General features: G+C 41.5%; 16 protein-coding genes and 1 pseudogene. 3 read left to right on the top strand and 14 right to left on the bottom strand.

Annotated elements, in window-relative coordinates; genetic code table 11:
• The first annotated feature begins 3 nt into the window (after positions 1–3).
• The gene (locus ACFORK_RS13195; RefSeq protein WP_379199529.1) at positions 4–807 is read left to right on the top strand and encodes an AraC family transcriptional regulator; all 804 of its coding nucleotides are present in this window, start codon (positions 4–6) and stop codon (positions 805–807) included.
• 187 nt (positions 808–994) lie between these two features.
• Here the strand turns inward: ACFORK_RS13195 and ACFORK_RS13190 are convergent, their stop codons facing one another.
• The 5 genes from ACFORK_RS13190 to ACFORK_RS13170 all read right to left on the bottom strand — a co-directional run bounded on the left by ACFORK_RS13190 (position 995) and on the right by ACFORK_RS13170 (position 6,222).
• Positions 995–2,365 (bottom strand): LLM class flavin-dependent oxidoreductase, encoded by a 1,371-nt coding sequence (locus tag ACFORK_RS13190; protein ID WP_379199527.1) that lies wholly within the window; start codon positions 2,363–2,365, stop codon positions 995–997.
• Positions 2,366–2,392: 27 nt separating this feature from the next.
• Positions 2,393–3,211 carry an ABC transporter permease gene (locus ACFORK_RS13185; protein WP_379199525.1) on the bottom strand — a complete coding sequence of 273 codons (819 nt, stop codon included), beginning with the start codon at positions 3,209–3,211 and terminating at the stop codon, positions 2,393–2,395.
• Positions 3,208–4,056 carry an ABC transporter permease gene (locus ACFORK_RS13180; protein ID WP_379199983.1) on the bottom strand — a complete coding sequence of 283 codons (849 nt, stop codon included), beginning with the start codon at positions 4,054–4,056 and terminating at the stop codon, positions 3,208–3,210. The genes ACFORK_RS13185 and ACFORK_RS13180 overlap by 4 nt, the downstream gene beginning before the upstream one ends.
• A 296-nt stretch (positions 4,057–4,352) precedes the next feature.
• Positions 4,353–5,372 carry an aliphatic sulfonate ABC transporter substrate-binding protein gene (locus ACFORK_RS13175; RefSeq protein ID WP_379199523.1) on the bottom strand — a complete coding sequence of 340 codons (1,020 nt, stop codon included), beginning with the start codon at positions 5,370–5,372 and terminating at the stop codon, positions 4,353–4,355.
• A 247-nt stretch (positions 5,373–5,619) separates the two neighbouring features.
• Complete coding sequence (locus ACFORK_RS13170; protein WP_379199521.1) at positions 5,620–6,222, bottom strand: TetR/AcrR family transcriptional regulator; 603 nt, start codon at positions 6,220–6,222, stop codon at positions 5,620–5,622.
• A gap of 150 nt (positions 6,223–6,372) precedes the next feature.
• Here ACFORK_RS13170 and ACFORK_RS13165 point away from each other — a divergent pair.
• Positions 6,373–6,798, top strand: a pseudogene (locus tag ACFORK_RS13165) (response regulator transcription factor); the annotation flags it as partial.
• Between the two features lie 582 nt (positions 6,799–7,380).
• On the opposite strand, the gene ACFORK_RS13160 reads toward ACFORK_RS13165, so the two are convergent.
• From ACFORK_RS13160 to ACFORK_RS13150, 3 genes are all read right to left on the bottom strand, one after another.
• Positions 7,381–8,121 carry a class I SAM-dependent methyltransferase gene (locus ACFORK_RS13160; protein WP_379199519.1) on the bottom strand — a complete coding sequence of 247 codons (741 nt, stop codon included), beginning with the start codon at positions 8,119–8,121 and terminating at the stop codon, positions 7,381–7,383.
• Between the two features lie 310 nt (positions 8,122–8,431).
• Positions 8,432–8,848, bottom strand: a complete 417-nt coding sequence (locus ACFORK_RS13155; protein WP_379199517.1) for a nuclear transport factor 2 family protein — start codon at positions 8,846–8,848, stop codon at positions 8,432–8,434.
• Between the two features lie 68 nt (positions 8,849–8,916).
• The gene (locus tag ACFORK_RS13150; protein WP_379199515.1) at positions 8,917–9,315 is read right to left on the bottom strand and encodes a winged helix-turn-helix transcriptional regulator; all 399 of its coding nucleotides are present in this window, start codon (positions 9,313–9,315) and stop codon (positions 8,917–8,919) included.
• 310 nt (positions 9,316–9,625) lie between these two features.
• Between ACFORK_RS13150 and ACFORK_RS13145 the strand changes: the two genes are divergently transcribed.
• Complete coding sequence (locus ACFORK_RS13145) at positions 9,626–10,234, top strand: FMN-dependent NADH-azoreductase (RefSeq protein ID WP_379199513.1); 609 nt, start codon at positions 9,626–9,628, stop codon at positions 10,232–10,234.
• 79 nt (positions 10,235–10,313) lie between these two features.
• Here the strand turns inward: ACFORK_RS13145 and ACFORK_RS13140 are convergent, their stop codons facing one another.
• The 6 genes from ACFORK_RS13140 to ACFORK_RS13115 form a co-directional block, all read right to left on the bottom strand.
• The gene (locus tag ACFORK_RS13140; RefSeq protein WP_379199511.1) at positions 10,314–10,928 is read right to left on the bottom strand and encodes a DUF2812 domain-containing protein; all 615 of its coding nucleotides are present in this window, start codon (positions 10,926–10,928) and stop codon (positions 10,314–10,316) included.
• A gap of 14 nt (positions 10,929–10,942) precedes the next feature.
• Positions 10,943–11,254, bottom strand: a complete 312-nt coding sequence (locus ACFORK_RS13135) for a PadR family transcriptional regulator (protein ID WP_379199509.1) — start codon at positions 11,252–11,254, stop codon at positions 10,943–10,945.
• Between the two features lie 444 nt (positions 11,255–11,698).
• Positions 11,699–14,554: an HD domain-containing protein gene (locus ACFORK_RS13130; RefSeq protein WP_379199507.1), complete on the bottom strand. Its 2,856-nt coding sequence runs from the start codon at positions 14,552–14,554 to the stop codon at positions 11,699–11,701.
• Between the two features lie 575 nt (positions 14,555–15,129).
• Positions 15,130–16,743, bottom strand: coding sequence for a DUF2326 domain-containing protein (locus tag ACFORK_RS13125; protein WP_379199505.1), 1,614 nt, complete (start codon positions 16,741–16,743; stop codon positions 15,130–15,132).
• Entirely contained in the window at positions 16,733–16,963 is a 231-nt protein-coding gene (locus ACFORK_RS13120) for an ABC-three component system middle component 7 (protein WP_379199503.1), read from the bottom strand. The genes ACFORK_RS13125 and ACFORK_RS13120 overlap by 11 nt, the downstream gene beginning before the upstream one ends.
• On the bottom strand, positions 16,947–17,750 hold the full coding sequence (locus tag ACFORK_RS13115; RefSeq protein ID WP_379199501.1) for an ABC-three component system protein: 804 nt from the start codon (positions 17,748–17,750) through the stop codon (positions 16,947–16,949). The genes ACFORK_RS13120 and ACFORK_RS13115 overlap by 17 nt, the downstream gene beginning before the upstream one ends.
• Positions 17,751–18,180: the final 430 nt, after the last annotated feature.

Genomic DNA, 18,180 nt, shown 5'->3' with positions numbered 1-18,180 from the left:
AACATGGGAAATAAGACTATTGATTATACTGATCTATTGGAGGGTCCGTCTTTGATCGCTTTTTGGGGCAATGAAGACCCAGGCCATGATTTCCGGCTAGGCACACGAGAATATGCCTGGCATAGCCATAAGCGAGGACAACTCTTTTGTGTAGAAAGCGGCCTTATTCATGTTCGCACCGCGCAAGGGTCTTGGCTGCTCCCTCCGCATCGCGCAGGCTGGATACCACCGGGTGTGCGGCATAAAGTCAGTATCAGTGGTGCGATGAGCGGATGGAGCGTGCTTGTCCTCCCCAGTATCAGTCACGAGTTGCCGTTGAAGCCTTGTGTAATCGCTACTTCGGAGCTTATGTACGCTTTAGTACGTCGGGCTGTGTCCTGGTATGATCAGGACTTCTTGGAACCGCAACAGGAACGGATCGTCGCCGTGCTGCTGGACGAAATCGTTCGAGCACCATTAGAGCCCTTGCACTTACCCCTGCCCACCGATTCACGTCTTCTGAAGATCACTAATGAGATATTAAAAACTCCTGAGGATACTCGAACGCTTGATGAGTGGGCGACCTGGGCCTCGCTTTCACCGCGCACATTGCGGCGATTGATCTTGGCGGATACAGGCTTAACATTCGCTCAGTGGCGTCAACAGGCCCGTTTGACACATGCATTGGAAATGCTAGCACGTGGGGATTCAATCGGAATGATCGCCGATGCGTTGGGATATGCTTCTCCTAGTAATTTTATCGCTATGTTCCGACGCGCATTCGGAGATTCGCCCGCTCATTACCTAGCTACACGACAGGATAAATAATCAGCTAATGGATAAACACCGAATATCCACGCACAGAATTCACGGTATGCAGGCCACTGGATAAGCCTAAACCAAAAATAGGCCCTCTCTAGAAAGAGAGAACCTACAGGACCAAAATGAGTTATTAGACGTCGCAGCGAGCGTCGAGATCCGAGTAGCTGCAACCACCTTAAAGCCGGTCGTTTTCTCAAGTCGCAGCTGTTATAGCGGATTCTGTTCCCCGTTCATGGCTAGCTTGAAAATGGCGAAGACCTGGCCGCTCCAGCCCAAGATGCTCGCGCAGTGTGCTCCCGGTATATTCGCTCCGGAACAACCCCCGCTCCTGAAGAATGGGCACAACATGGTCGACGAATTCATCCAGATTGCCTGGCAACACCGGCGGCATAATGTTAAAGCCATCGCAGCCATACTCCTCGAACCAATGCTGCATAAAATCAGCCAATTGCTCATAGGTCCCCACAAACTGCATATGTCCCCGGGCGCCAAGCAGACGTCCTCCCAGCTCCTGAATCGAAAGGCGCTCTTTGCGTGCCATGTCCATAATGAGCTGCACGCGGCTTTTCATACCGTTAGTTGCTTCAACAGGGTCGGGAATGTCCGGCAGCTCCCCTTCAATCGGATAACCAGAGAGGTCAAAATTGAGTACGGAAGACAGCGCACCGACAATTATGCTGGGCGGAATCAGATCCTGAAGCTCCTTGTATTTCCGCTCTGCTTCCGCCTCCGTCGCCCCAATGATCGGTGAGAGGCCAGGCATGATTTTCATACTATCCTGCTGCCTGCCATTCGCCACAAGCTTGCCTTTAACACTAGCATAGAATGCCTGAGCCGCTCCCAGCGATTGCTGCGCGGTAAAGATGACTTCTCCGAAAGCAGCGGCGAAATCCTGCCCCGGAGCGGAGGAACCCGCCTGGATTAGCACAGGATAACCTTGTGGTGGACGGGGGACGTTAAGCGCCCCATTCGTCGAATACCATTGCCCCTTGTATTCCACTTCTTTGATCTTCGATCCGTCAGCGAAAATCCCTGCCTTGCGGTCGATGACAAGCGCTTGATCCTCCCAGGTATCCCAGAGCCTAGTGACGACCTCGACGAATTCTCGTGCCATCTCATAGCGGAGACCATGCTCCGGGTGTTTATCCTTGCCATAGTTGTAAGCTTCAACATCCAGCTGCGACGTTACGATATTCCAACCCGCACGCCCTTCGCTGAGATGATCGAGCGACGCAAACTTCCTTGCAACGTTGTACGGCTCGTTATATGTTGTCGATACGGTCGCCGTCAATCCAAGCTTCTCCGTCACCGTCGACAATGCTGCAAGCAGTTGAACCGGCTCCAGCATGCCGGAAGCCGAATCTTCGACGCCGCGGACATAGAGTAGATCAGCTAGAAACATCATATCGAACTTGCCACGTTCGGCGGTTTGCGCCAACTTTTTATAAAACTTAAAGTCAAATAGCCCTTCTGCCCCGGATTCCGGATGCCGCCAGCCATAATGATGATGTCCGCTATAATAGATGAAGGCGCCTAAATGAAGCTGCCCCTCTCTTTTGCCCATCGTAAGTCCCTCCCGCCTTGGTGTTCGTCACCCTTTGAACGTGTCACGCCAGCGCAGCCAGCGCTTCTCCAGCAGCCGCACACCTGAATCAGATATTTTACCAATGATAGCGAAAATGATGATGCCCACAAATACAACATCCGTTCTCATATACGCTCTTGCGTCCTGAATCATATAACCGATGCCGGCGCTCGTACCCATCATCTCCGCCACGACAAGAACCAGCCAGGCAATACCAAGCGACAGCCTGATACCGAGTAAGATATTCGGCAGCGCAGACGGGATGATCAGCTTCGTAATCAACTGCAACCGCGAATACTGAAGGGTACGTGCGACTTCAAACAGCTTCAAATCCACACTGCGGATGCCAAGAAACGTATTGACATAGACAGGAAAAAAGGCCCCCAGCGAGATAATTAATATTTTGGAAAACTCACCAATCCCAAACCACAATATAAACAGCGGAATCAGCGACAGCAGCGGGATCGTCCACATCATCTGTAGCGACGGATCGAGCGTTTTTTCGGCGATTTTATTCAAACCAGTCAACAAGCCAAGCAGTAATCCCGTCCCAGCGCCCAGAAAAAAGCCGACTAGTGCCCGATAAAAGCTGATGCTCATATGCTTATAGAGTTCGCCGCTGGCGATAAGCTCCACAAACTGTTTCACAATGGCACTCGGTGTGGGTAGCATAGATGCAGGTACAAGACCAAGCCGGCCGACTGCTTCCCAGACGATTGCGATGGCAACCGGCACAAGCCAGCCATGGAGCGACCTCGGAATCACCCGGAGCCAGCCTTCCTCCGGTGAGCGCGATCCTTTCTCATCTAATACTTGCCCACTCATAGCTTCCCGTCTCCTTTATAGCTGTCCTGCCAGCGCAGCAACCGGCGTTCTAGCAGCTTCACCAATGAATCCGTTAGCTTGCCGACAATGGCAAATACTATAATTCCGACGAATACGACAGAAGTCAGTGAGAATGATCTGGCATCATTGATCAAGAAACCAATACCAGAGCTAGAGCCCATCATTTCTGCAACCACCAGCACCAGCCAGGCAACCCCAACCGACAACCTTACTCCAAGCAAAATGTTCGGCATGGCAGCGGGCACGACCAGCTTCGTGATCATGTTCCATTTGCTGAATTGAAGGACCCGGCCGACTTCGAACAGCTTGCTATCCACCGAACGAATGCCAAGAAACGTATTGACGTAGAGCGGAAAAAACGTCCCTTTGGCGATCAGCAGCACTTTCGACGCTTCACCAAAGCCGAACCATAAAATGAACAACGGCGCAATCGCGAGATGAGGCAGCGTACGCAGCATTTGTAGCAGTGGATCGAGCAGCCGTTCTGTTTTGTAGGAAAAGCCTACCCAAATGCCGGCCGTAAGACCCAATCCTCCGCCCAGCAAGAAGCCAAGCAGTGCTCGCCATGCTGAGATACCAAGATGATGTAACAACTCGCCGGAAGACGTCAGACTGACGAATTCCTCCACGATTTTACTAGGAGCAGGCAATAGAATCGGATTCAATTTTCCCATAGCAGCAGCAATCTCCCAGATCACAACCGTTGCAATCGGCAGCATAACCCCCAACGCTATATTGGTAATCTGCACGGATCGCCGCCGCTTCAATCTCCCAGGTGCCTTCGTCTTCTCCTTTACAAGCGTCGTTGCAGCCGCATTCTCCATAACCATCACCTCGTTCCATTTTTGCTCCGCTTATCTATATAAGACGAACTTAAGATCCTAACGTAAGACTCGATCGTCACTACGGTGGAATGTTTGGACTTCCGGCCGCTGTTGTCTCCAGATTTCTTTCAATTGTACCGCTGTTTGCGGTTGAAATCCGGAGACAAAGGCGATCGCTTCGCTCCTACAGTTCCAAACTTCCTCCTTCGTTCCTTCTCGCTTTTTGTTATTTTCTTTTGTTTGTCTTATATAACTTTTCTAGTTGTTATCCGCTTTTTAAATCATTTAAACACCCTTTATTTCAACGCTTCTTTCAAGTATTGATTGTCGAATACCTCGGATACGTTAATCTTCTTGCGAATATTTCCAATCTCGTACTGGAAGTCAGCCGTTTTCTGCTGCTCGGCTATGATCTCGTCACTTACAGGTATATTGATTATTTTGGAACGTACCTGTGTTCCTTTGATCACCTCAACCGGTACCTTCCGTTCTGTTGCATAACGGTTCAACGCTTCGTCCAGGTTCTGCTCTTCCCATAGCCGGGTTTTCTCGAATACTTTCAGGTAAAGGGTGACGAGCTCCGGATATTTCTCAGCAAACTCTTTACGTACAATCTGGAAAGACGGGGACAATACTCCCAACTGCTCGCCGTCCGTCAGCACTTTGGCTTTGCCCGTCAACGTATTAAGCGTAATATAAGGGTCCCAGGTCGCCCATGCGTCTACGCCACCCGACTCGAATGCCGGCTGCGCTTCATCCGGCTGAAGCTGAATAATCTCGACATCGGAGTCTTTAATGCCGGCTTCGGCCAAACCACGGTAGAGGAAGTTATAAGCATTGCTCCCTTTGGCTACCGCTATCTTTTTACCTTTCAAATCATTAATCGTTTTAAGCGCGCTGCTGGTCGGAGTGATGATCGCAACGTTGTTCTTTCCTTCGAGCAATTGCGAAATAACCTTGAATGGAATATCCGCTGCCTGGGCGGCAATGATCGGCATGTTACCAAGACCGGCAAAATCAAGATGGTTAGAAGCTATTGCTTCCGTCATCGGAGGTCCGCTTTGGAACTCTGCCCATTCGACCTTCACACCAAGCTTCCCAAACTCATCTTCAAACCATTTCTCCTCCCGTGCTTTGCCCCAAAGTCCTCCGCTGCCCTGAACGCCGAGCTTCACGGTCAATCCCTCATACTTATTGGTTTCTTTAGTTTCTTTGTTTTCTTTGGCTGCTTCACTTCCGCTTTTTTCTGTGTTGGCGCATCCCACCGTCAGTACCGCTATCAATAGAATAACTGCCCAAACTTTGAATAATTTCATCTCCCATTCCCCCATCATTTGATTTAATAAAACTTTTCTCACTTGATTACTCGGTATTAAGCATAAAAAAAAGAGATGCCACGGTACATTCTGCTGCATTCCTGCAGGCAGTATTGTCCCGTCAATCTCCGGTTGTCTGGTCGATTGGACAATATTCAATTTACCATCCACAAACTGAATATGTATTCGTTTTGTTACCTGTTATAATAGCAATGACTTAAATCACTTGTCAAACTATTTTTTCCAATCATTTCTTAGGCATGCTAAATAATGTTACGATCCTAGCAGCTTGAATCTTGACCGGAATTTCATAGCCGGGCGCCAATTGCAACGTTAAGCCTTGAATCAAGCTGACAAAATAGAACGCAAGCTCCTTCGGATCACCCTCGATAATGACCCCGGCGTGCTGTCCCTGCCGCATAATCTCGGCCATCGGCTCCAAGTTCGCAGTAAATCTGCGTGTAGCCGCTTCCCGTAGCTGCGGATTCACCGTTTCGTTCGTCCGAATGCTTTGCAGCATGATCGTAAACGCCCAGTTCTCAGGTGTGGCGATCCAGCTCTCACAAATGAGATGAAGCTTTTCCCGCGCATCCATAGCTAGTGCAGCTTGATTGGATATTTGGCGGCCATAATCGATCTGCCCCCGCTGCAGCACCGCACTGAATATATCTTCCTTCGATTTAAAATAATTGTACACGTTGCCGACGCTGAGTCCGGCTTCTATGGCGATATCTTTCACACTGGCGGAATCAATTCCCCGTCTGGCAATCACCTGAAGAGAGCAATCCAGAATATGCTCCCGTCTCAATTCTCTTAACTGTTGATCTTTCTCTACATTTCTCGGTGACACTGGAAACCTCCTAAAAGTATACGAAGTAAATGACGCGGACAAGGTAACAAGATAGCGATGGTGCACCGTAGCTCCCTCGAACCATGCTGTCCCATCTGCATATTCTATCTCTTTATAGTTAAATATTCAAAATCCCTTCTTCTACCGACGGGTTTGCAGCTCGTTGAATCGTTAAACCCTGATTTCATCATCCTGGATATTATGCTGCCCGATGTTAACGGAATCGAGCTGTGTCAGCAGATCCGGGACATCACTCGCAGTCCAATTCTCATCTTGAGCGCCCGAGGCAGTGATACAGACAAAGTGCTGGGACTTGGATTCGGCGCAGATGATTATATGACCAAACCTTTTTCGTTGAACGAGTTAGTAGCAAGAATTCAGGCCCATCTGCGCAGAATTGATGGCATGGAGACCCAGACCCGGCAGAATGAGGTGCTTACTCTTGCTTCGCTTACCATGGACAAAAAGGCATATAAAGCTACTCTGGGTGGTGAGGAAATCTCTTTGTCGGCCAAAGAATTCGAACTGCTATATTTTCTGGCCATGCATAAAAATCAAGTATTCTCCAAAGGCCAATGGATCAGGTCTAATCCATTGGCCTGACTTCAAATACAATACGCGGAGCTGTAACCTGGGGGATTGTGGGCCTATCTGTCATAGGTGCTGGATTGGGGATTTTATGTGGTAATTATCTCCTGCCTCATCTCTTGCGCGGACTGCTGTCTTCATACGGTATTGTCAAGCTGCCGCTCCTTATGAACTGGACTGGAATCTCTCTACTCGCTTCGCTTAGTATATCCGTCGCAGGCCTCGGCTGCTGGATTGCATCCAGAGTGATTCTGAAGACTACCCCGCGTATTTTGTTACGGAATAGCAGGCGTGGGGGGCTGGTAGTATTCACGTTGGAAAATGAAAATTTTATGGGGAAAATGTTAAGCCTCTTCTTGTGTTTGTGGACTTAGGGCGGGAGTATAAGAAGAAGCTTTTAAATGTAGGCCCCTCCACATTGTAGGATGATCTGTTCGGTTCTATCATATGTTGGGTGACGGTTTTTGTCGCCAATTTGTCCTTAAAAATACATGTTTCCGTAGGATTGGTTTCTGCACTATCTTTGAAACGATAATAAGGGATTGCCCTATAAGAGCAATCCCTGTAATCTTATTCTTTCGAAGCTATGACCATGACTTCCATCTCATCCAAGCTAATACTTTGACGCTTCCAAGCACCTGCTGTGCCGCCCCAAATGTTCTCAACCCTCAGGCCCACTTGATTACACATCTGTCTCAATTCAAATGGGAGGTATCTTCGTTCCTTAACCTCAACCTGTTTCTTTCCTTCTGGTAAATTCCATTCATCCATATAATGTTCTACCATTGTCACAGGGTTAAACCTTCCGGCATCAACGTCCTCTTGAGTAAGGTTGCGAATTTTTGCGTAGGCATTCAAGGTTGAAAGAATAAATCGTCCCTTTGGCTTCAATGCGTCAGAGATATTTTTAAGAATCGCCAAATCATGTTCGATAGGCTCATCATCCTTGCCAACTAAACCAAATGCCCCCTCGCAAAGACAAATAACCGCATCGAATGTCTTTGTTGGGGTATATCTCGCCGCATCACAATGAATCCATTCAACACTCACACTGACTTCTGTAGCCATTTTTTTGGCTTCCAAAAGCATGCCTGATGATATATCGACTCCTGTGACCTCGTATCCACGTTTTGCAAGTTCGATAGAATGTCTTCCTGTGCCACACCCTACATCAAGGATGCTACTTCCTTCCGAAAGTTTCAATTCTTCAATCACAAAATCAACTTCCGAAATCGTATTCTTGGCAAAACTATTATTCATGTAATGAGGGGCATGATCGTCAAAAAAAGATTCCCAATTATTTGTACTCAACTTGTTATACCTCCATGTTATGTGAACCACGGAAGCACATTATTATCGTATAAATGTAACTTCCGTAGTTTAGATTTGTTTATTTCCCTCTTGAAGATAGACAAATAGACTTTTCATACTGCATCTCTCCCTTGTGTAAGATATTTTGAGTATAGGTTTAGTTTCCAATTTTTTCAATGGGGAATTTGATAATGTTGTGTATTTTTTCTTACATTACAAAGTCCGAATGCTGAAAACATTCGGACTTAAATTGGCAGGTAACTGTGTCTCTATTAAGGAATTACGTACGTGGCTGCCAATTATCTCCCCATTAATTGCTGCTCAACTGCGCAACGGCAAGTGAATCCATATAGTCCCGCCAATAAACAATTTTGCGATCTTTAATCGTAACTATAGAGCAGAATCTATTATCGTAAGCTTTACCTGAGTATGGTTCAATTCCATGAACCTCATATTCCATCACAATCATATTTTCCCCCTGAACCTTGTAGACCCTAAGATTATCGGCACTTTTCAACTTCATACCATAATTACTGAACCAATTCATATATGTCGAGCGCCCTTCCATTCTGTTTGGAAACCCAGGAAAGTTGTATAAGAAATCGAATACTGCATCCTCTGCAACAGCATCCCAAAAGTGTTCCCCATCAACTACACCCGCAAGTCCATCCATAACAATATTAAAAAATGGTGCGGCATTTTCAAATCCAACAGGTTGTTTTTCCATGTTTATTCTCCTCAATCACAAGTATTTTTCACTAACATATCATTGTTAACTAAATCGCAATCACCGTATTATCTTGAATCGAAACGAGATTGCGCTTGTATAACTTCTTCCCAATTAGTCGTTACCCACTCAATTAGACCTTCTAATGGGCGAATCAAGCTCACCCCAAGACTAGTGAGTTCATATTCCACACGGGGTGGAACTTCAGGAAAAACCTCTCTTACAATCAGCCCATCGCGCTCCAAATTCCGTAAAGTCAGCGTAAGCATTCTTTGAGAAATTCCAGGAATGGATTTTTCCAAAGTCGAAAACCGGGCACGATTTCCGTGTAATTTGGAAAGGGACAGAATCAGAAGGATACTCCATCTATCACCGATTTTTGTCAGAAGCTCTCGAACAGCCGCAGGGTCCTTATACCCGCAGACGAATACCAGATCAATATCATTGTTCTCATTATTATTTTCCATAGCAAACCCCCGTGTTAGTTACAAATGCTACAGTGTCTTCTCGTTTTTATACACGTACTCGGACGATCTAATAGGATTAGATACTATAAAGAATTGTATTAAAGTTAATATGACTACATATTGTCAAGTTATTTATTCCCTAATTATGTAATTTTAAAAATGGATCATACATTTCATTAGTATTCTTCATAGCTAACCCCCATGTTAGTTACGAAGGTTAAAGTGCCTTCTTGTTGTATATAAACATTCAATATATATTCTAATTCGTACTAAACAAGGAAAAGCATAAACAATGAAAGGAAGTAATCCTATGAAACAGATTCTCATCATTGAAGTGAGCCCAAGAGAGGCTGTATCCGCCAGTCGCACGGTAACGGACAAGCTATCTACACGGCTTAAAGAGGAATTTCCAGAAGCTAAGTTTGTATACCGTGACCTTGCAAAAGACCCTCTCCCTCACTTAGATGACAAAACCTTAAAAGTTATTGCTTCAAAAATTCCAGAGGAGATAGAGGCCAATAAAGAATCTGCCCGCCTATCGGATCAATTGACTGAGGAGCTTTTGGAATCAGATCTCTTAGTCATTGCGACTCCGATGTGGAACTTCGGCATTCCGTCTGTGCTCAAAGCCTGGCTTGATCTTGTAGTTCGTCCTGGTAAGACTTTCACCTATACAGAAACAGGAGTTCTAGGACTGGCAAAAGATAAAAAAGCTGTCTTAGTCGTGGCTTCAGGGGGTGTGTTTACTGAAGGGGTATGGAAAGAATGGGATTTTGTTGAACCTTATTTACGTCAAGTCTTAGCATTTATTGGCATTGAGAATGTTCAAGTGGTACGGGCTCAGGGCACAAATATTCCACAGCTCGCAAAGAGCGCCATACCGAATGCTGTACAATCTATTGCGAAGCTTGAGCTGTAACAACATTGAATAGATGAGCTGAAAGCGCTCGGAACACGTCGGATTTTCCATTCCCGTCTTTCGAGCGCTTCAAGCTAGGTTAATCTCTTTGCGTTTTCTGGTATTGCACATTCGCTTTGATTGAAAAGATAAGATATAAAAAAATCATCATCAGAATGAGCACCCAGGAAAACCCTCTAAAAAATGCAAATGGCGTTTCAAAGAGAAATGCCTTCCAAAATTCTGCTCCGGTTTTTTCCCATAGTCCCGGTGTATAATACAATAGTTTGGGATTGAGAAGAGCTTCTCCATCAATAGAGTTAGTAAAGACGAGTACTATAAAAATTGGGGTGAGTAAAGATACCAACGACATCCACATATCAGATAACCGTTTATATCGACCAGCTTTGGAAACAGTATCTGAAAAAATATCTTCATTTCCCTTTTCGATTGTCTTCTTAAAATATTGATATCCCGAACGTTTTGTTCCTGTGATATGTTCCCATCCGCTGTCTTCAAAAAGGGCACAATAATCTTCAAAATCCTCCTGCTTTTTAAATGTCCGGTAATCCATTTTTATAGTAGTATCTGTAGTTGTGGCGGGTTCAAATTCATACCAGAATGATTTTTTCGTGAATTTATAACCTTGTTTGGCCATTTCACCTAACCATTTTTCTTCTTTGTCAAAACTAGTAAAGAACTTGAATTTTCTCATTTCGATCCCCGTCCTTATCTCAACGTATCCTTCGTGACCTTAATCATATGATCCATTCGTTCAAAATCGAGGCGCAAAATTTCCATTCCTTTTTCTGTAATGGCATAAACCTTTCGGCGACTGTCTTCACTTCGGACAGGCTCTATAAATTTCTGCTTCAACATATTCTCAATCGCTCCATAAAGCGTCCCAGCCGCCATTCTTACTTGTCCTCCGCTTAGCTCCTCCACCTTTTGCATGATCAAATAACCGTGCGCCGGTTCTATCAAGGCTAACAAAATATAATACACCGTTTCCGTAAGCGGTAAATGTTTATCTCTCCCCATGTTTCCCCTCCTTATTCACAGAAAATATATCGTTAAACTGTATATAGTCATGCTGTATAGTTGTAGTATATACAGTCGTGCTGTATATAGCAATGATAAAAAGCCGTTTAGCAATTTTCTCAGCTACACGGCTCCAAAAAATTTCTTTATTAACGACTACATGCGATATAATTATCCATATTAGGATTCAAGCTACGGATCAACGATATCGTCTGTAACCGAGGACGCAGCTAATCCAACACCAGGAGAGTAATGAGCCTACGTGTACAAAATCACTATAATAATGTATCTGCGCGATACTGTCACATCTCAATTATTGTTTCAGAACCATCAATATTAGACACTGGACATGTGTGGAGTAAGCAGGGTCAACACATTGAAAGCAGAATTCTTAGTCTTTATATGCGGGACGTATCCGCACGAATATAGCTTTTATAAATAAATCTAGATATACTCCGATAAATATTCAAAAGCTTGTGGGAATTTCCCCCTTCTCTCCTTTAATTCGTATGGAATAAAAACTCCATCTGCAAAGCAACTATCTAAAGCTTCTTCAACATATTTATTTAATGCTGCAATCTTCTCCTTATCACGTTTATTGTATTTTCTAAATTTTTTTGGTGTTATAAATATCTCAATAAGGGTATCTACTTTCACCCCATCTTCGCTTTCAAAAAAAGAATCATCAATTGTTGCCGGGGGTGGATTATTCATAGCAATACAGACCATGCTCTCAAGCTCTTTTTCAATTTCCAACTTACCCCAAATGTCCTTTCTCATTTTAATTTCTCCATCAATTAAAGCTACCCCAAGTTGCTTTGGAAGATAGATTCTTTTGGAAGATATTCTGAAATCGTGTATAAAGCTTACTTGATAAAGTTCATTTTTTAACAATTCGTTCGAATGCGATAGCGAATAACTCGAGATCATCACATGTTCTAGATAAGACCAAATATTAAAGGATAATTCTTGTGAAGATTTAGGCCATATTTGAACAATTTTATTTGTTTTCAGCTTTCTAATATTACGGATATAAGGAAGACAATACCCTGTTTTTGACAACACGAGTGATCCTTCTCCTATCAAGCTCTCCTCTCTAACATCCACCATTTTCTCAGATCTTAGAATAGGGTGACTGAAACATGTTATATCCCTGCCTAACTTAATAGTATCCATCTTTAATTTCAAAAGCTTTGCCAGCATATCTAAAATCAAGCTTTGAGATAGTTCTTTTTCAAATGGTAGTTCACCATCTCCTCCCAACTTATCCCTCGTTAATGTGAGCGGCATAGATCCCTCATAATCAAGTACCATAATTGAGGGCTTATTATTCATCGAAGGGTAAGAGTTATAAAAGGGATATCGGCTAGTATACCCATAAGGAATGATGATTCCATTACAAAGTAAAGGTGATTGAAAGAACTGCTCTGATGTAACCCCTCCGAACGTCCATAAGACTACACCGAACTCTGGAATTTTAATTTGTTTCCAATTATCTATGCTAACGACTGTGTGATACTTATTGAAACCATCTCGTCCCCAGTCATCAGGGAATTCATATTGAATATCAGGTTTATTTAACAAATACCATGCAAACCATGCTGGTTCACTACTATGCGATCGATAATCGCTTTCAATCTGTTCCTTTAATTCTAATAATGACTGTTCATTAAGCTTGATCCTTATCTTAGTCCCCACTGAACAATCAATAGTATTACTCACTTCAATCTGCACATCGTCCAAACTTGCCGTAAAAGAGTATCCTAATTCCGAGTCAATACTTTTCGTAGTGACCTCAATTTGATCACCTAATAAGAAAGCCGCCAATGCCCCTACCCCAAATCGACCACTTCGGGCAATTTGAGTATTTCCATCCAATGTAAAATTCGTTTTCCAATCATTATTGTTTCTATAAGATGCTCCAGCTTTCAAAAAATAATGAATTATAACTTCCGCTGACATACCGATGCCATTATCTTCGATTTGGAAAAAATAGTCCGAATCCATTTGGTAGATACTTACTTTAATTTTGGATTTGTATTCGCTTTTCTCTGACTTTGCTTTGCAGAGATATTCAAGCTCCCTACATGCATCAACTGCATTTTGGATAAGTTCTCTCACTCCGTAACTCAATTTCCCACCATACAAGGGCGATACCAATAGCTTAATAGCCTCTGGCTCACTACCAAACATTACCTTATCAGGAAGATATGGCAGAGAATTTGTGTACTTTTTGTTTTCAAGATTTGACCGTATTCTTCGTATAGAAATTGTCAATTTGTTTAATTCTTTATACCTTCCATAAACCTCCCCAATAATAGCCCAACTTAAATCCAATTCATTTTGGATATCTTTTAGTAAAGATTTTATTTTAAGAAACTCACTACTGTTATTGGGTCTGGCGTTTACAAAAAGAGTCTCAGGATCTTCATGATTCTGGTTCATATCTTTAATCGTCTGATGAATGTCCCATTCTAATATAGATGCGGGGCTGGAAAACGATGAGATCTGTAAGCTTATAGCTGGAGCGCGATCGGGGGTGATATGAAGGTAGTCGGAGATCCTTAAAACGACCATAAGATAAATTACTTTGATATTATAGGGCGTACGACAATCGTGATGCTTTTCTAACAAATAGGAGAATGTAGAACGTAAGTCCATCCCATGACTTCGACTAATTAGTCCTATAATATCCTTTATTTCAAACTCCAAGTCAACTGCAAAAGGTGAATTATTCTCATTCACCAATGGGAAGCCTGATAATACAATCTCATGAGCCATTCTCGGATGATGGCGGCGAATGAACTCTCCAATAAATATTTTATCGGTTTTAGAATGTTCATTTTTATCTTTAGAAGGTTCTTTTAGCAGTAGCGTTTTTTTGCCGAAAATCTCTTGTCGCTTTTTCCCACTCCATTTCTTGGATTCCCGAAGATACTTACTCCATTCCTCCTCCCACGTTAGATTGTCAATTCCCTTGATTACATCTTCTTTGCCTTTTTCGAGAAATCTATTGAATCCTTCAAAGGTAAGATGCATACCAAGATCATGTACCAAAATGGACAGTATTAAAACTGTAATATCTTTAACATTTAGAAGACAAAGGCTTTCACCGATTAGATTCTTGGCGTTTTCTAGAACGGCTTCTACATGTGAAGTATCATGCTTCGTGTACTCCGGGAAAAACTCAAATTTACTTTCTTGTATGATTACATCAAAACGAGAGACTGTTGACCTTACGATCCCAGAAAGATACATATCTTTATCAAGAACATCCATGAACCCTTTTGGAATAATCATATATAGATTCCTCCTCCCCACAGTAAAGATATGTAACATACATATTTTTTAAAACCCAAGTCACTGCGTCCAGATCTTGTTTTTTCAAACAGCAACTAATGCATTGACTTAACGAATGAACCATGTACAAATAGCCCCTTACTGCTTCAATCAAGCAGTAAGGGGTTATTTGCTGAGTACGTAACAATCATCAAATTATCCATCCAGATTATTTATCAACGTATATGAACATTCATCGTTCAATACCACTTCAACGTACCTACTATACTTCTGGACATAGCTTTGATTTCAGGAAATTCGCGTTACCTAAATTATATATCGGACACTCATAAAGAAGAAAAGGCTTGAAGCTGCATGTTTCTGTATTGAATCAAGAAGGTATGAAAAAAGGGATTATTCACTTCCTTTTACTATTTCCACCAAGATATCTCCGATTTATCAGACCTTTCGCATCAACAGTGTGCATCACTCCACATGCGATAAGAGGATCAAATTAATGTCAGCATCTTTGCATAATTAAGCCTTTTACAAAAATGACTGTTGCTAATTATTTCTGTCTTTACTTTTTAAGTAACTCACTTGTCACTCCATGATTTACCAAATAACTCATTCCCATTTGGAGAAAGCTCCAAAATCTTTGTTTCATTTAAAATCTTTTGGCTTTCTTTTGTATATGCTGCTTTCTTATCAAATGAAATAAATATTTGTTTATCAATAGTTCTATACTTTTTGAATATTTTTTCTACAGCTTCATCCGCAATTTGCTTTAAGACCACAGAATCATGAATTAAAACTGGTAATGATGTTAACTCCAAAATACTTAAGTCATACACTATCAAGTTTTTATAAGAAGTGCCAGTACCCGTATCATCAATCGTTTCAAAGTTGTATTGGTTTTTATCAAATGATAGTATTGGGGGCTTTTTCTTTCCAGAGTATATATAATCGTTTATTTCCTGCATCTTAGTATTAATAATCATTTGTAAATGTAACAGTTGTTCTTTTCTCATTTGATCTCTTCTAACTTTGGTATCATCTCTTGAAGTCTTAAGGCTATCTAGCTTTAAATATGCAGCATTTTCACTTTCCAATACTTCGCTCTTTTTTTGTAGCTCTGAGTATTTTTTTAAAATCACCTTTGATAAATTTGGAGTTTGTATCATTTGTTTGATATTAAACTCAATATTATCAATTTCATTTTGCGAAATGGAAAGTAGTCGGTTTAACTCTTCTTTCTTTTCTTTCAACTCTGCCCTTAAGACACTTCGTATTTCGTGATGGAATCTCTCAACTTCTTCAATACTCCGCAAATTAGTATCAGGAAAGAACCTCAATAAATCATCAAATCGTTCAGAACTTAAAGGTGAATTCCCTTTTATATTCTCATCTAAAAGTATGAATTGAGAATAGTATCTACTTTTTTGCCTTTTTGCAACAGATAGTCGCTGTTTCAATTTTATTAATTCTTCAGCTTTTACAGAGTTTAAATCTAGTAATTGATTATCCAAATCTTTAGAAATACCCTCTTTTTCTGTATCAAGCTCAGATAGTTCTTTAATATTCGCACTGTACTTTCGTTTTCCAATAGATGCTACAAGGTTGAATTTTTGTGCACTCTTAAATGCACTTAATTCTGCTTCTCTTTGCTTAAGAGCAGCCTCTAATTCTGCGATAACATCATATAGTCCAAATAATTTCAATAATGCATTAATCGGAGCCCCGGCGCGTTCACTATGAACAATATCTAAGGGACGCTTTTCGTTCAAGTTCTCTTTCCCATAAATTCGCGCAAATCTACCAACAGTATCACGAAATCTTATATCAGGTAAATTAATTTTGTACTGCTCTTTTAAAAATTCGCAGTATTGAGTAAGCGTTAAATTGGAGACAAAATTATATTCATTGTCACATTCAACCACAGTTTCCAAATCATCAGTATCTCTTAAGAAAAAGTACTTTTCTTGATTAAATATAAAGCAAAACTTAATGGTATGATTTCCTAGATGTCTTTGAATTTCTGAAGATTTCATAACGTAATCCTTACCACCAAAAGCAAAATCAATAATCATTAGGAAAGTTGATTTACCAATAGAGTTAGTCCCAACGTCATCCCCTAGAACCGTATTTAAGTTAGGAAAGAACTCAACTCTCTGCTGCTTAAACTCCTCACATATAATTTCATATAACATAATTAACTCTCCTCGATACAAGACTGTACTCAATTTTCCCTAACGCATACAAACATTCTAGAGCCTCTAAAAATTCAGTTAAATCCTCCATTTTATCAATTACCTCTATGTATAACTCAGAAATGGACGACGGCTTACCTTTATCAATAGCATCTAAAATCACAGGGAATTTACTTATCGTGCTCTCTTTATAACTATACAACTTATTGGGCAATTTCATGGAACACCTCGCAACTTTGAACAAAATACGATATTACTGCTTCGCACGCTTCATTTGTGGAATCAACTGATTTCGACTTCATCCATTTTACAAGAGCATCAAAAATCTCACTTTTATTCTCCATTTCCTCTTCACATTTCAAAAAGCTCGTTCTAATTTCAGAGGCCACTAGCTCAAAGTTAATTTGTTTTGACTGGTCCAAATTTTGGAATGTTTCCTTTATGAAATTATAATACATGCAAACATTTGTTTCTATCTTCATTTTAAGCATCAAATATGTATCCTCAATTTTGCTAGATATTCTTAAAGCTTGGTACTCTAATTTCATTTTCTGTAGTGTTGAAGAATCAATATCTGATAATGAATTTATTACTAAAACGATTTCTTCCTCTAAGTCTTGATGTGAAGTTGAAATCTTTACTTTTGCAGCCTTTAACAATTTCTTCTTAATGTTAATCAGATTCAAATATTCTTCCTTTGTTTTGTGATCGTCATAGTATCCATGACAGTCCTTACATAAGGCAATTTTGTTTTCGAAATCCTCACAATTATTGCCGAGTCTTTCAAGTCCCTGGAGTTCTTTTACCTCAGCTGCCGTTGGACTGTTCGGGTAAATATGTGCTATTTGATACTTCTTATTCATGCGCTTACCCTTGGCAATAAGCAAGTAGCTTGTACATAAAGGGCAACTTCCTTCCACTTCTAATAAATGCGCATTATCGACATTCTCAGTAATGGATATTCTACTTATCAGATAAGGGTCATTTAATTCTTCAGACATTTCCATATTGTATCACTCCATCAACTTTTGACATGACTTCATTACCCTTCACTTGAGTAACAGAGTTCTGTATTCTTTTATCTATATATCTTAGGTAAAAGATATTTTATTGATTCGGAAATATTATGTATCGAATCATTTCTCCTTTCTACAATTCTTAAATTACACTAATATACATATTTCGAGTTTTTATATCCACATCCTTCCAAACTAATGTTCTATTTTGCCCCCTTAAGCCCTATAACATAGAAAAAAATCCGTTCTAAATGACCGGACTCATTAAAGAGAAAATAAATCGGAAAATACTAGATCAGTGGACTGCAATCGTTGTCATTGTTTGCTGTAGATATATTCCTATGCCTGTTCGGGTTGTTTACCAAATTCAAAAAAAACCTCCCCTCCCAACATTGAAACTCTTGCCGGGAAGGGAGGTTAA

The organism is Paenibacillus sp. GCM10012306 (assembly GCF_042649265.1).
Taxonomy (GTDB): domain Bacteria; phylum Bacillota; class Bacilli; order Paenibacillales; family Paenibacillaceae; genus Paenibacillus_AQ.
The sequence above is the reverse complement of the archived record's forward strand: the minus strand, read 5'-3'. Positions and strand labels throughout refer to the sequence as shown.